Genomic DNA, 15,294 nt, shown 5'->3' with positions numbered 1-15,294 from the left:
AAGCTCTTGTAGAACGACGTAGCCAATTTTTGAAGCTCTATCGGAAGTATACTCAAATGATTTCGAGAATTGAATTTTATTTTGAGAGGTGAGCACCCGCAGCCTATACTTAATAGGTGAGGATGCGAATCCTTGATAAAATGAAAGAGCAATTCTTGAAAGCAGAAGAGTATATGTGTAATATTTTGTAACATAATATAATTTGTATAATTCGGCATTAAATGTTAATATTTAGGTATATCTTTTACAATTCCTAGAATGCAGCAAAGTACATTATTAAAACCGGTTAGTTGTTACGGAATCGGCGTTCACTCAGGGAAACGCACCCAATTAACTCTAGAGCCTGCTAAAGAAAATACCGGTATTATATTTGTTAGAACCGATATATCTTCTGAAAATAATTATATTGAAGCTAGCTATTTCAACGTTTCCGATACCTTGTTATCTACCACTATAAGTAATAATCATAAAGTTCAAATTTCAACAATTGAACATTTAATGGCAGCACTTTGGGGATGCAGCATTGATAATGCAATTATTAAAATTGACGGTCCTGAAGTACCAATTATGGACGGCAGTAGTAAACCTTTTGTGTTTATGATTGAGTGTGCAGGAAAAAAATTACAAAATGCTCCTAAAAAATATCTAAAAATTTTAAAAGATATAAAAGTAGTTCATAAAGATTGTGAATTATACTGTACTCCTTCCGATCACATGACTGTAGATTTAACCATTGATTTTAGCAGTAAAGCTATAGGAAGACAAAATCTAAGTTTTGGGGTTCAAGAATCTTTTACTAAAAATATTGCGGATGCTCGAACTTTTGGGTTTATAAAAGATGTTGATTATTTGAAAAGCAAAGGACTTGCCCAAGGGGCCTCATTTGAGAATGCTATAGGAATAGATGAGCAGGATAAAATCTTAAACCCAAACGGCTTACGTTATGAAGATGAATTTATTCGCCATAAATTATTAGATTTATTCGGTGATTTATATACCAGCGGCACTAGTGTTGTAAGTTCAATTAAAGGCTACAAAACCAGCCATGCTCTTAATAATGAATTATTACATAGAATATTTAGCGATACTACCTCTTACAAATTTGTAACTAGCAGTGAGTTATAATAATCATTTCATATTGTTAAATTTCGCTTTCTTTTTTGCATCCTTTTTAAATTTTCACTTTTTGTCTTTTTTATTTCAGCATTATTAACTTTATCTTTATCCATAGCTTTAGTTAAAGGACTATATCCTTCGGCTTTACTAGGGTTTTCATAAAATGGATTCATTACATTTTTAATATCTTTAATATAACTCTCTTTTCTATTATCCATTGTTATTTTATTTTCTCTAAAAAATTCTTTTAAACCGTTTCTTTTTATTTCAAAATTAAAATTACCTCTTATTTCTCGAAATTTTTGTATTTTTTGGTCTTTATTCATACTCCAATAATTCTTATCCGTTATTAATTTTTTCAAAGCTAATGTTTGCAATATTTGATTCTTAGTATAATTCTCTAATTGTTCTAAATTTTCATATATAGGAGTGTCTTGTTTTTTATATTCTTCATTTATATTTAATTTAAATATTGCTTTTATTTCTATTTTTTCCTTTTCAGTAAGACCGTCGATAATTAATGATGCGGTCGTAACTACACCGTAACCCGTAGCTTTTAATATATCAAGTACATTACCGCTAGCACCTTTAATAATAGAGGCAGCCAAATTTGCGGCTCCACCTAAATTATTTCCAAATATTCGTCCTGTACTTTTCAATTTATTTACATTTAACTCATACTTATCTTGAGTAGTATCCTTACCTACCGTTTGCGGCGTATATAATTCATTTTTCAAAATATCTTTTAAACTCGGTTCTAATGATAATATATAATCTTGCTGACTTTTAGCATTTCTGTTATGTACTAATAAATTATTCTCTTTATGAAGTTTACGCAAACCATGCACTTTCAAAGTCTCATTTATAGCTTGAATTCCTACGCTAACTCCTGAAACAACAGCTACAGCTATAATTATTGGTGATATAGGAGTAAAAAGTCCGGAAACTGCAATTGCTATAGAAGCTATGGAAACTGCATAACTTAAACTATTGCTAAATAATATTTTACCGATTTTACTTTGTCTAAAACTAGTCCAATAAGATTTTAACTTATTAAATATTTTTCTAACCCTTGATTTTTTTGAATCAGACATTTATTTTTCTCTCCAAAGAACAAATATTTTTATAAATTTTTCTTTTATTTATTTAATTAACTTCTCTTACAACTTAAATTATAGTATAAATTCTAATAAAAAAACAAAATAAATGTCTGGAAAAGAATTAAATAAAATTGTTGCAGCCATCTTATTTGCTAGTTTAATTGCTATGATGGTTGGATTTGTTGCAAATATATTATACAAACCAAACTTACAAGTTTTACATCGCGGCTACAGCGTTGCGGTTCAAGAATCATCAGAAAATCAAAATACTACTGCACTAGAGCAATCACCGGTAAATATACCGGAATTAATGAAGACTGCTAACGCCGATAACGGTCGTGAAATAGCCAAGAAATGTTTAATGTGTCATTCTCTTGATAAAGACGGTCCAAATAAACTAGGACCGCATCTTTGGGATGTAGCAGGCAGACCAAAAGCAAGCATAGCAGACTATAAATATTCCCCTGCTCTATCAAAACTCGGCGGCGTATGGGATGATGATAGTTTATTTGCTTTCTTACATAAACCAAGTAGCTATGCACCAGGAACTAAAATGTCCTTTGCCGGTATCTCAAAACCACAAGACATAGCTGACGTAATATTATTTTTAAAAACTTATGTTCATGATAAATAATTACCTCACCGAAATATGGTTAATAATAGGCATAATTTGTGTAGTCGTTGAATTCTTTGCGGTTCCAAGTATCGGATTCTTATTCTTTGGGCTTGGAGCATTATCAAACACTCTTGTGGTATATAACTATCCTCTAGTTAGCTTAACAAATCAAATAACATTTTTTGGTATATTATCGCTTATTTGGTTTTGCATATTATATTATCCTCTTAAAAAATATGTTTATAATAAAACTGATAAAACAGAAAATTACTCGGATATGATAGGCAAAACGGTAGAGGTTTATAGTTCTACCGTTTCTTCTGATACTATAGGACAAGTAAGATGGTCCGGTGCTATTATGAATGCTTATCTTGCTCCAAACGAAATCGATGCAAAAACAGGCGACCGACTTTTTATTATAGAAGTTAAAGGGAATGTACTAATTTGTTCTAAGCATAAACCTAATAATAACTAAATATATTCTTATTTTCCTATCTATTAATGTTATTTCCTAATAAATAATTAAAAAATTAACTATTATCTTGCAAACATAAAATTTTCGTGTATAATTCACAATATAAGCAATGAATATAATTCTTTAGTTATAATGAATTAGTACTCCTTATAACTATAATAAATATATTTTTATCTTATTTCAATTGCTTAATTTTTTCTAAAAATTTTAATGATTTATTTAAGGTAATAATATATGCAAAAAATAGTTCTCCAAGGACCAAGAATAACAAACTTACCAAACCAAGAAACTTTAGCAAAAATTTATAAAGAAGATGAGATAAAAACATATCTTGCTTCTTCTCATAATCCTCAAGAAATATTTATATATGCTCATGGAATGGAGCATTTTGAAAAAAGTTTATTATCACAATTAAGGTTAGAGGTATTTCAAGAAAATAATACTTGTAACCTCTCTGAACAACTAGCACATAACGTTCTGACAAAAATAGCAAAAAATACTGTAGGAGATCAACTTAATATTGTACATATATTTTCCTGTCATTCCGGTGCAGCTCAGCATAATTTAAAAGATGTTGAAGGCAATGTTGTATTATGTACTTATATTCCGGCTACAAATACTACAAAGGCAGGGATAGATAATCTGTTGTTTAATAAAAACTGTAACTCAGAGAGTTTAATTGATTTTATAGTAAAAAATCTACCGTTATTAACAGTCGTCGGCTTTTCTATTAGTTACAAATTAAATAATAATATACATAGTTTGGCTTTTGATCATAAAACTATAAAAACAATGGACATGAATAGCTTTTCAGAATTCTTGCAAGAGCAATATCAAAAAGTAAAAGAATTTTATAAAGAACTCAAAGAACATTTTTCTCAGGAGCATCTAAATTCAGAGCTATTACCAGATTATGATTTTTTGGAGAAGATATATACAAGTAATGAGTTAGAGGAGGCGTTTGGCACAATACTTAATTTATATAATCAGAGTTTAAGCGGTCAAGAAATGTTAACTATTTTAAATATGATAAATAAGACCGATCTTACATATCTTTTTTGTGATCTTATTAGTGAAAACGGTTGTGAAATTATATTACTTGCTGAAACAATACTTAATAAAATAAATGATGATCCTAGTCGATATATATCTCATGCTATTAAATCTCAGGCTCCATTTGCAGTTGAAACACTATTGAATAAAGCAGGAAAAATTGAGGATATAAAGTTGAATCTATATCTAGGGAAAGCTATAGAAACAGGTTATTTGCATATAATTAAAATGATAGTCGATAAAATATCGATAATAAACGAAAATAACCTTGATATAGCTTTTAATTGTCAGTTTGGGATTCAACAGAAGAATCAAATAATTGAATTAATCTCTTCAAAAATTGATAATATTAGTGATTTAAGGGCAATAAAAGTAATTGAATCATGTAACTTACCAGCTATTAAAATGGTACTTAATAGCAAAAAAAAGATAGCACATAAGGAGCTAGAATCAACTCTTAAAACAAAAAACTCAGAAGTTATTGATTTTGTATATAGCAAATATAACGGTAATTTTGATCTAGCTTTAAACTATGTTATTAGAGAAAAAGCACAAACATCTTTTATAGATGAATTAATAAATAAAAGTAAAATCTCAATGTTAAAAATTTTTCTTGCACTGGAAGAAAATAATTTAGAAATTTTACCAAAATTGCTTGCAAAGATTAATATCAAGAATATTAAACCTGAAGATCATGAACGCTGCTATGACATAATAACCAAAAAATATGATATTGAACTAGCTAAAGAAGCTATTAAATATATAAAACAATTTAATATTATTTCAAACATTACTTTGCCTGAATTAAATGAATCAACTGAGGTTAGTAATATCGAAAATGATCTTATGCCTGTAATAGGAGAAGAATCGGCTTTTGGCTTTACCCCAGCTGCCGGGTAATATTGGATCGTCATTGCGAAGAGCGAAGCATTGTTGCAATCTAGAAAAAGATTAAAAAAATTCTGTAAATCAGAATTTTTAACTGTATTGCTTCGTCAATTACTTACGTAATTTCCTCGCAATGACGGAAAAATTGATCCACGCAAGCAGCCTCTCTAAACATTCTCCTTGAACCAATCAAAAGCTTTTTTAAAGAAGCTGCTATTTTCATCAAGTCTAATATGAGCGAATTCTTTTTGCTGTTTTAGAGCATGAATTTTTAGCATTCCTATAGTTGCTGAATACATAGCCGGATTATAATCTTCTGTAAAACCGGCAATAATCTCCGGTTTACCGATTCTACTCTGTTTTTCAAAAATTTTATTTGAAAGCTCTTTAAGTCCTCTAAGCTGAGACCCACCACCGGTAATTACAACTCTAAAAACTTCAACCTGCCCTTTTGTTGCTTTATCATATTCGGCTTTTACCATTGATAATATTTCTTCGACTCTCGCTCTTATTACCTCGGCTAATTTATAAATTGTTATGGAAGTATTTAAATTATGATGAGTATCAACCTGAAAATCATCCATATTTATAATACTATCTTTCTCAAATAAAGGTATAATTGCATTACCGTATAAAATTTTTAATTTCTCTGCCGTAACAAGATCAATACCAAAGACTTTAGCAATATCTGAACTAATATGAAAACTACCTATATTTACATGCCCTGTATATATTAATTTACCGGCAAAAAAAATGCCGAAAGAGGTGGTTTTATCGCCCATATCTATAATAAGCGAGCCTAGATTTTTTTCATCATTCGTAAGACAGCTAATAGCAGAAGCATAAATTGCTAGAGTAATATTTGTGACTTCAACATGACATTTAGCGAAGCATTGTACAATATTTGATAACATATTTGAACTAGCTGCAATAATATGTAATTCACAACTAAGCTCTCTACCGTACATACCTATAGGATTCTCGACTGAATTATTATCAAGGGTAAATTCAAGAGGAAAATAATGAATAATTTCTTGGTTTTTAACTTTAAACTCAAGTAATGCTTTTTGTAGTAACTTTTTAATATCCTGCTGCGTTACGGTTTGCCCGTTAACTTTAATGGTATAATTAATATAATAAGATTTAGTATCGGCACCTGATAACGACAATATAACTTTTTTTATATTTTTACCGCAATCTTTTTCAAGTGCATAAATTGCCGAAACAATGCTAGTTTCAGCGTTTTTTAAATCTGATATAACTCCTGATTTAATACCTTTAGAATGATGCAAATTTTGGCTAGCTACTTTAATTTCACCTTTTTTACTAATATAGGCAGCAATTACGGCAATCTTACTACTACCGAAATCAAGTGTCACAAAATTTGATATTTTCTCTTTCATTTTTTTATTTTGATGTCTTTCCTTATATACTTCAATGAAGAATCGGTATACGAAGATCAACTTCAAAAAGAGCAAGGAGTTCACAAGTCGAGGAGCGGAGCGTATACTTAATACGTGAGCACCGCAGAACTTGTAGAACGACGTAGCCAATTTTTGAAGTTCATCGAGTATACATTAGTACTTCTCAATATAATACTTATTCTTATCTCTCAAATCCAAAGCCTTATAATTTTGGTTAAATAGCTTGCTTGCTTTATTGAGTGCATCGACATATTTTAATGCTTCTTCAAACTCTTTTTCAGGTAACTTAATAGTTATATTACCTTTAAGATTTAAATCCCACCTTCTATCTCCCAGTCTTACGGCAGCTGAAGTTTTATTCATTAATGCCGGATATTTCTGTAGCTCTAGTACTAATTTACCTGCGTAGATATTTGCCCCTTCCCCTACAACATGTAATAAATGAGGAAAAGGCTGAATATTTTTACTAATTTCGTAACCTTCTTCATCGACTAAGAAAAGCTGATTATTAATTTGCCAAATAGCAATAGGTTCTCTTTCAAATAATTTTATATATATAGTATTTGGTAATCTTCTACTGACATATACTTCCTTGATCCATTTATTTTTCTTTAAATTATTTCTAATTTCGTCTAATTTAAGAGCAAAAATAGGACTGCCCTTATTCGCATTTAAAACCTTTAATATTGTAGGCTCATCGACATTTTGCTGTCCTTCGATGATAACATTCTCAAGTTTAAACCCAAGTTTTGTTGTTGTTTGATATATATTTGTTGTTAAGTAGGTTTTTATGCCGGCAAAATATTTTGTAAAAACAAATAGACATACAAAGATAATTAAAGCAATCTTAAGCCCTAATATTGCTTTTTTGTAAATTAGTCCTAATTTTCGGCGTAATGAGATATTATTAGTTTTTTTTGTTTGTTTTTTTTTATTGGAGCTTGTTTTTTTTCTCATGATTCAAAGCTTGCCGTCTTTATAATTTCTTCAATTAAGTTAGTAAAATTTATCCCTGCATAAGCTGCAATTCCCGGCACTATTGATAAAGGCGTCATACCTGGGTGAGTATTTATCTCCAAAGGATATAATTTATTTGTCTGATCTTCTAAAATAAATTCTGCCCTTGCTACCCCTCTACAACCAATAGCCCGATAAATTTCTTCAGAAGCCCCTAATAGTTTCTGATATAAATCTTTAGTTAATGGAGCTGGACACAAATGTTTAGCTAATCCTTCAGTATATTTGGTTTCATAATCATAAAAGCGATTCTTGAGAAGCTGAATTTCTAAAGCTCCTAAAGCTTTACCATTCAACAAGGCTACTTGCAGTTCACGACCCTTAATATATCTCTCAACTATTATTTCGTTACCGTAAGGGAAATTGTAATCAGCAAAGTTAAAATTATCTTCCTTAAATACTATTTCAATACCGATACTTGATCCTTGAGTTAATGGTTTAATAACATACGGTCTTGGTATCGGATCGATTTTTATATTATCTTCTTTATTAATTACGACAAATTCTTCTTGAAGGTGTATATCTCTTATTGCTCCCATAATACCCTTAGAATATATCTTATTAAAGGCTATACAAGACGCAAAAAGCCCGCTATGAGTATATGGGATACGAAGTATATTTAATAACCCCGGTAAGTTACCGTCTTCGCCGTATGTACCGTGCAAACAATTAAAAACAATATCAGGTTTTATTTCCTGTAATTTAACCGCAATATCCGCTCCCATATCAATAAAGGTAACTTTATATCCTAATTCAATTAAGGCTTTACTAACTCCTTCGCTTGATACTAACGATACTTCACGCTCAGCAGACATACCGCCCGCTACTAACGCTATATGTTTTTTACCGGTAGTACTTAATATTTTGACTTCAGAATGTTCCACCCAATGTGTTTGATATTTCATATTATTTGCTTTTATTCTATATATTGTCGTCCTGCAGTTGTTACGTTCCGTGTCATACCGTGGCTTGTCCACGGTATCCAGAAAAAAAATTATAAAATAATTTTTTCATATAAATCATGCCATTCCGGATTTTGAGATTCAATTAAATTTAATTTCCACTATCTTTTATATTCTTTTAATAATTTTTCTCGATTAATTGCAGCTATAACATCATCATATTGTTCAAAATAAACTAATTTATTTATGCTATACTTAGAAGAAAATCCTTTAATTATCTTATGTTTATGCTCATAAATACGTTTTATAATATTTGAAGTTACTCCAATATATAATGTACCATTACGTTTACTAGCTAATATATATACATAATATTGTTTCATTATATTATTAAATTTCTGGATCCCGTGGACAAGCCACGGGATGACACCGAGGGCTTCAAACCATAATTATTTAAACATACCTACCCAAACGTTTTATTTCCCACTCTAACTTAACACCACTATCTTCAAATACTTTCTGCCGGACGAAATCACCTAAATCTTCTAAATCCTTAGCGGTAGCATCACCGTTATTTATCATAAAATTACAATGAAGTTCTGACATCGAAGCACCGCCTATTCTATAGCCTCTAAGTCCTGCTTTGTCAATAAGTTCCCAAGATTTAAGCCCTTCAGGATTCGCAAAAGTACTACCGCCTGTACGCTCTTTAATAGGCTGCGTAGCTGATCTTGCGTTATTTATTTCGTTCATCCGTAATAATATATTCTCACTATCGCCTTTATTTACTTTAAAAACGGCTTTGAGAATAATTAAATCCTTTGGTAAATTGTTACCACGATATTTAAAACCGATTTCTTCATTTGTGAATGTTAAAAAGTTTCCTGCAAAATCAATCGCTTCTATTCTAACTATGATATCCTTAAATTCAGAACCATAAGCACCGGCATTCATAGCAACACCGCCACCGATAGTACCAGGAATACCTACTAAAAACTCAAAACCGGAAATAGCATTTGCTTGACAGAATTTTGCTAAATTATAATTAAGGCAGCTGCTCCCTACTATTAGATGATCATCTATAAACTCAATATTACTAAAATTCTGACCAAGTTTTATAACGACCCCTTCTATGCCGCCGTCTCTTATAATAATGTTTGAGCCTGCACCAAAAGTAGTTATAGGTAATTTTTGCTTATTTTGTATTAAGAAACTTGCTAAATCTTCACCATCAAAAGGTTTAAAGAAAATTTCGGCATTACCGCCTACTTTAAACCATGTCAGATGTTTTAAATTATAATCTTTTTTATACTCGCCTTTTACTATCGGTAAAGTCATCACAAATTACCGAATTTTTTTGGTAATTCATTTGCAAAACTTGAAATATTACCTGCTCCCATCATAATTATCATATCACCGGAAGCTGCATTATCTATAATAACCCCGACCGCATCATCTAGCTGTGCTAGAAAATTTGCTTTATCGTGATGCTTATTCTTAGCAATTTTATCAACTAAATTTTGACTTGTAATCCCTTCTATAGGCTCTTCTCCTGCAGCATATATATCGGTAATATAGAGTATATCGGCATCAGCAAAGCAAAACATAAAATCATCAAATAAATGCTGCATTCTTGAATATCTGTGAGGCTGAAAAATAGCAATAACTTTACCGTTTTGTTTATTTGCTATATTTTTAGCCGTCGCAAGTGTTGCTTTGATTTCCTCGGGGTGATGAGCGTAATCATCGATAACCACCGCCTTATTATATTCCGCTACTTTAGTAAATCTCCTCTTCACTCCTTTAAAATTATTAAAACCGTTTTTAATAGCTTTAATACCGAAATCTAATTCTATCCCAACGGCAATTGCAGCAAGACTATTTAAAATATTATGTCTTCCGGGCGTTGGAATAGTAATTTTTTCAATAATCGTTGTACCTAGTACATTTGGTAGACTAATTTTTACGTCAAAAGTAGAGGAAGCAATATCAGTGTTAATATTAAACGCTATAATATGAGCATCTTCCGAATCGATTCCATAAGTAACAATCTTCCTTTCGGTAATATCATCTACTAATTTACGAACTATTTTATGATCAATACAACAAACAGCAAAACCGTAAAACGGCAAATTAGTAATAAAGCTTTTAAATGCACCAATTAATGTTTCAAAATCTTTGTAATAATCTAAATGCTCAGGATCAATATTAGTTATTATCGCTATAGTTGATGGAATATGAATAAACGTCGCATCCGATTCATCAGCCTCCGCAATTAAATAATTACTTGAACCAAGATATGCATTAGTCGATTTATTATTTATAATCCCGCCATTAATAACCGTAGGACATAAACCAGCTGCCTCAAATAAGCAAGCAACTAAAGAAGTAGTAGTGGTTTTACCGTGCGATCCTGAAACTGCTACGGAACATTTTAATCTCATAAGCTCAGCAAGCATTTCCGCACGCCTAATAATCGGAATTTTACGCTCTAATGCCTCTTTTATTTCAGGATTATTTGAATTAATTGCCGATGAAATAACAACATACGAAACATTGGTAATGTTCTGCTCGGCGTGTCCTAAAAATATTTTAATGCCGTATGACTCAAGTCTTTTAGTATTATAATTTTCTACTAGATCGGAACCTTGTACTTTATAACCTAGGTTATGTAATATCTCAGCAATACCGCTCATTCCAACACCGCCGATACCTATAAAATGTATAGTTTCTAAGGTTTGATTAGTTTTTTTTAATTCAAGTAACAGCATCTAAGTTTAATCATTTAAAGTTGAGTTCTGCATAGAGGTTTTTATGTAGGTTGTCAAGTCCTTTGTCATCCCGTGGCTTGACCACGGGATCCAGCTTTAAATATTAAAATCATTGATATTAAAAGTTATTTTTTCTGGATCCCGTGGTCAAGCCACGGGATGACATCAGTTCTATTAAACTTTGCTTCGGAATAGAAGTTCCCTTGTAACCCACCGACTTTTAGATCAATTAAAAATTTGGCTATTTCTCCGTTTTCTACGAATTCAGCTACTGTTTCAATACCTAAATCTTCTGAAATTTTAATTAATCTTTCTACGAAATACCTACTTTGTACATCACTTGTAATACTACGTACATATTTACCGTCAATTTTGATAATATCAATTGGTAAGCTTTGAAGTTGTTTAAAAGAAGTAAAACCCGAGCCAAAATCGTCTAATGCAAATTTACATCCGTACTTACGTAGTTTATTAATAAATAAAGTTATTTTATCATAATTCTCATTGAAAGAAGTTTCTGTAATTTCAATAATTAAACGATCCCGAACATTATGAGCTTTTAATAAGTTTTCTGCTATTTCCCACAAAGCTTCATCGCCTGTTCCTATATTTGAAATATTAACGGCTAACATTAAGTTTGGGTTGCTTGCAAGTTCGTTAACAGTCATTTCCAAAACAATTTGATCAATTATAAAAATTAATCCTTTATTTTCAGCAATAGGGATTATAGGACCTACTGAAATATAAACGCCGCTCTCGTCAGGTATACGAAGCAGACATTCATAATAATGAACTTTCATGGTACTACGATCTATTATAGGCTGATAAGCAAATCGCATAGTCTTTTTTGCTAAGGCTTGTCTTAATAAGTTAAGCTGAAGATTAGATTTTCTTATATTTTCCAAATCATGTTCTGTACTGCTATATTCACGGTAATAATAATTATTATTTTGTGAAAGTAACATATTTAATGTTTTTTCAATTTCCTTAGCATTATTACTTACTTTTGGAAATTTAATACTAGCAATATAACAATTCATATAAATTGCCGGCTTCTGTTCATTAATATAAAGCTGTGAAAATAAATATAATTTTCTAGCAAAATTTTTAATTAAGTCAGAATCAGTAGTATTTAGGATAAATAATATTCTATCTTTCTTTATTTTCTTAAACTTTGAAAAAATATTAAGTTCTTTGCTTACATCTTCAATGATTTGATCTAAATCTTCAATTATAAAATGCTTATCCTGCTCTATAAATTCTATTTCATCATAATTAACTAATCTACAAGCAAAACATACGCCTTTTCCCAATTTATCTATCTCATCTTGTAAATCTTTATAATCCGTTATTAATTCCGACATTGCCATTTTTATCATAAAATTATATACTTAAGAATATTAAGACATTTTTACTGTAAATGAAATAAAAATATGAGCCGTATAGAAAGGATACAAGAAAAATTAAGTGTGTTAAAACCACATTTTCAAGAAATAATAGATGAAAGCTATAAACATGCTAGTCATTATGACGGAATTCACAGCCATATAAAAATAAGAATTGCTGCAGAAACATTACAGGGAAAAAGCCTAATTGCCAATCATCGCACTATTAATAACTTACTTGCCGATGAATTTAATAGCGGCTTACATGCTTTATCTATAGAGGTAATATGAAAACAAATAATATTTTAAAAGTAGCCGTTGGAGCTAGCGTTGTCGCACAAAAAGCCTTAAATAGTATAGCGGATAAAAGCTGTGGCATAATTGAGGATAAAATACTTAAAGGTAATTACGTCACTCGCGAAGAATTTGAAAAATTACAAACTTTAGTAATAAAACTAAAAAAAGAATTAACAGAGTTAAGCGGTAAATAATTAATCAACTAGCTTTAGAATTTTCTATTTTTGCTTTTAGCTGTTCTATTTCTTCTTTAGATAATCCTGTGAACTCTATTATTTGCTGAACAGTTTTACCTTGTTTTAGCATCATTTGTATTAATTCTGCTTTACCCTCGACTTTACCTTCTACTTTCCCCTCAGCTTTACCCTCTGCTTTACCTTTTTCAAATTTTTCTTCTAAAGCTATTTCTTCAGCATCTTCCATTAATTTTGCTCTTATGTAGGCGTCGTATTCTTCGGGCGTGAGGTTGTGCATTTCAATTACATTATACGCATCTAGTACTTTCTCGCTCTTTATATTTGCAGGCGGACTAGTTTCGTTTTCTGCACACTTAAATAAATGTAGCCACTCATCTATAGTACTATCAAACTTATCTTTATCAAACTTTTTAAGCTCTATAAACACATAGGAAAAATCAAATAAATATTGCTTATTTGTTTTAGTTTCAAGCATTTTATGAAGACTTATACAAGGTACTTCGTCGTCAAACATTTTAGTCTTAATAAGTGAAATAACTATTACCGGTAATAAATCTTTATGCTTTATCCCTTTAGTCAGTTGCTGTACGTATGAATGAGCCGAATAATATTGTACTCTTTTTAAATAATCGCTTTCATTTCTTTTTTGCATTTCGATTATATACCAGCTACCGGCTTCATCTTTAACCTTTAAATCAAATATGCTTTTTTTCCCTTTATCAATAATAGGTACTTGCTCTACAGGTATAAATTCTATTTCTTTAATTCTAAACCCCTCAGGTAATTCAAGAACTGCATTGATAAATTCCTTTAACCTTTCTAAATCACGAAAGATTTTTTTAAATAAACTATCATTTGTAGGATCTAAATATCTTTGCATATTAATTATTACTTTTTAGTATTACTTATATTATATAACTTTTTAAGTAATAAGTAAATAATACTAGAATGTATACTTTTAGTAGAATAATTATTGCTATTTTTGACGAAAATTATGTCTTTTGATCGGTTCTGATTGATACTATTGCTGACATGCCGGGGACTAGATTAGCATTTGGGGATTCAAAATCTATTAAAACAGGGACACGTTGTACGATTTTAGTAAAATTACCTGTAGCATTATCGGGAGGGATTAAACTAAATTTAGAACCGGTAGCAGGAGCGATATTACGAATCTCCCCGTAAATTATTTTTTTAGGCAAAGCATCAAATTCAATTTTGACTTTCATGCCGGACTTAAATTTCTTAATTTGCGTTTCTTTAAAATTAGCCTGAATATACATAGTATTATCTTGAACTATAGAAAACAACGCCCTACCCGGTACTATATAATTTCCGACTTCTAAACTACTATTACCGAATATACCGGGTACCATAGCAATAAGTTTAGTATTTTGTAAGCTCCTTAACGTTACTTTTTTGTTTTCCGTTAGCTCTTTAAGTTTTTCCTGTTCTGCTGCTTTTTCAAGCTCAAGAAGTTGTAAATTTTGCTTAGATATATCTAAATCTAACTGTGCTTGTTTATAATCCGTTTTGGCTTTTTGATATGCGTTTTTAGAATCATCTAACGTTTTAGAGCTAGCAAATTTTGCCTTATTTAATTCCTGCACTCTAGTAAAATCTGTTGAAACAATATCAAAGCTTATTTTAGTAAGCTTTAATTTTTCAGCCGCCTGCTCTAGGCTAATCTGCCCTATTGAGATTTTTTGCTCTATAATTTCTATATTTTTTATGCAAGCTTCAATAGATGCTTCAAGTGCTGCAAGCTTTGCCTTATAATCTCTATCGTCAATTTCTCCTATCAGATCACCTTTATTAACTTTAGTATTATCTGTAACAAATAACTTTGTTAAAACACCGCTAACTTCAGCACTAACATTTGAAATATCTGCATCTATGTAAGCATTATCCGTGGATTGTGTATTTGCCCAAACATAAATTCTATATCCCAAATAAATAAATATTATTAAGGCTATAATAATTACATATTTAGTAAATGGATGATGTTTATATTTGTCGATAGCTTGTTGTAATACACTAGGCATAATTAACT

16 protein-coding genes are annotated in these 15,294 nt (G+C 30.6%); 6 read left to right on the top strand and 10 right to left on the bottom strand.

The genetic code is table 11. The features are described from left to right. The first annotated feature begins 258 nt into the window (after positions 1–258). Positions 259–1,125 carry a UDP-3-O-acyl-N-acetylglucosamine deacetylase gene (gene lpxC / locus H6P87_RS01750; protein WP_202069790.1) on the top strand — a complete coding sequence of 289 codons (867 nt, stop codon included), beginning with the start codon at positions 259–261 and terminating at the stop codon, positions 1,123–1,125. Positions 1,126–1,133: 8 nt separating this feature from the next. Here lpxC and H6P87_RS01745 read toward each other — a convergent pair whose 3' ends face one another. Further along, entirely contained in the window at positions 1,134–2,210 is a 1,077-nt protein-coding gene (locus tag H6P87_RS01745; protein WP_202069789.1) for a hypothetical protein, read from the bottom strand. Positions 2,211–2,322: 112 nt separating this feature from the next. On the opposite strand from H6P87_RS01745, the gene H6P87_RS01740 reads away from it, so the two are divergent. The 3 genes from H6P87_RS01740 (at position 2,323) to H6P87_RS01730 (ending at position 5,260) form a co-directional block, all read left to right on the top strand. Then, positions 2,323–2,850 carry a c-type cytochrome gene (locus H6P87_RS01740; protein ID WP_202069788.1) on the top strand — a complete coding sequence of 176 codons (528 nt, stop codon included), beginning with the start codon at positions 2,323–2,325 and terminating at the stop codon, positions 2,848–2,850. Then, positions 2,834–3,307 (top strand): NfeD family protein, encoded by a 474-nt coding sequence (locus H6P87_RS01735; RefSeq protein WP_202069787.1) that lies wholly within the window; start codon positions 2,834–2,836, stop codon positions 3,305–3,307. The genes H6P87_RS01740 and H6P87_RS01735 overlap by 17 nt, the downstream gene beginning before the upstream one ends. 234 nt (positions 3,308–3,541) lie before the next feature. Then, positions 3,542–5,260, top strand: coding sequence for a hypothetical protein (locus tag H6P87_RS01730; protein WP_202069786.1), 1,719 nt, complete (start codon positions 3,542–3,544; stop codon positions 5,258–5,260). 155 nt (positions 5,261–5,415) lie between these two features. On the opposite strand, the gene ftsA is transcribed toward H6P87_RS01730, so the two are convergent. From ftsA to H6P87_RS01695, 7 genes are all read right to left on the bottom strand, one after another. Continuing rightward, a complete protein-coding gene (gene ftsA / locus H6P87_RS01725) occupies positions 5,416–6,651 on the bottom strand; it encodes a cell division protein FtsA (protein WP_202069785.1) in 1,236 nt (411 codons plus the stop codon). Positions 6,652–6,825: 174 nt separating this feature from the next. Next, positions 6,826–7,629: a cell division protein FtsQ/DivIB gene (locus H6P87_RS01720; protein WP_202069784.1), complete on the bottom strand. Its 804-nt coding sequence runs from the start codon at positions 7,627–7,629 to the stop codon at positions 6,826–6,828. After that, positions 7,626–8,594 (bottom strand): D-alanine--D-alanine ligase, encoded by a 969-nt coding sequence (locus H6P87_RS01715; protein ID WP_202069783.1) that lies wholly within the window; start codon positions 8,592–8,594, stop codon positions 7,626–7,628. Before H6P87_RS01715 ends, H6P87_RS01720 begins: the two co-directional genes overlap by 4 nt. Positions 8,595–8,752: 158 nt before the next feature. Continuing rightward, positions 8,753–8,974, bottom strand: coding sequence for a GIY-YIG nuclease family protein (locus H6P87_RS01710; protein WP_202069782.1), 222 nt, complete (start codon positions 8,972–8,974; stop codon positions 8,753–8,755). Positions 8,975–9,044: 70 nt separating this feature from the next. Next, positions 9,045–9,932, bottom strand: a complete 888-nt coding sequence (murB, locus tag H6P87_RS01705) for a UDP-N-acetylmuramate dehydrogenase (RefSeq protein ID WP_202069781.1) — start codon at positions 9,930–9,932, stop codon at positions 9,045–9,047. Then, positions 9,929–11,362 carry a UDP-N-acetylmuramate--L-alanine ligase gene (murC, locus tag H6P87_RS01700; protein ID WP_202069780.1) on the bottom strand — a complete coding sequence of 478 codons (1,434 nt, stop codon included), beginning with the start codon at positions 11,360–11,362 and terminating at the stop codon, positions 9,929–9,931. Before murC ends, murB begins: the two co-directional genes overlap by 4 nt. Before the next feature lie 125 nt (positions 11,363–11,487). Continuing rightward, positions 11,488–12,741, bottom strand: coding sequence for an EAL domain-containing protein (locus H6P87_RS01695; RefSeq protein ID WP_202069779.1), 1,254 nt, complete (start codon positions 12,739–12,741; stop codon positions 11,488–11,490). Between the two features lie 54 nt (positions 12,742–12,795). Between H6P87_RS01695 and H6P87_RS01690 the strand changes: the two genes are divergently transcribed. Further along, positions 12,796–13,038 carry a BolA family protein gene (locus H6P87_RS01690; RefSeq protein ID WP_202069778.1) on the top strand — a complete coding sequence of 81 codons (243 nt, stop codon included), beginning with the start codon at positions 12,796–12,798 and terminating at the stop codon, positions 13,036–13,038. Continuing rightward, entirely contained in the window at positions 13,035–13,238 is a 204-nt protein-coding gene (locus tag H6P87_RS01685) for a hypothetical protein (RefSeq protein WP_202069777.1), read from the top strand. Before H6P87_RS01690 ends, H6P87_RS01685 begins: the two co-directional genes overlap by 4 nt. 4 nt (positions 13,239–13,242) lie before the next feature. Here the strand turns inward: H6P87_RS01685 and H6P87_RS01680 are convergent, their stop codons facing one another. After that, positions 13,243–14,121 carry an Rpn family recombination-promoting nuclease/putative transposase gene (locus H6P87_RS01680; RefSeq protein WP_202069776.1) on the bottom strand — a complete coding sequence of 293 codons (879 nt, stop codon included), beginning with the start codon at positions 14,119–14,121 and terminating at the stop codon, positions 13,243–13,245. A gap of 112 nt (positions 14,122–14,233) precedes the next feature. Beyond that, positions 14,234–15,286 carry an HlyD family secretion protein gene (locus tag H6P87_RS01675; protein WP_202069775.1) on the bottom strand — a complete coding sequence of 351 codons (1,053 nt, stop codon included), beginning with the start codon at positions 15,284–15,286 and terminating at the stop codon, positions 14,234–14,236. Positions 15,287–15,294: the final 8 nt, after the last annotated feature.

It is taken from the genome of Rickettsia tillamookensis (assembly GCF_016743795.2).
GTDB lineage: Bacteria > Pseudomonadota > Alphaproteobacteria > Rickettsiales > Rickettsiaceae > Rickettsia > Rickettsia tillamookensis.
The sequence above is the reverse complement of the archived record's forward strand: the minus strand, read 5'-3'. Positions and strand labels throughout refer to the sequence as shown.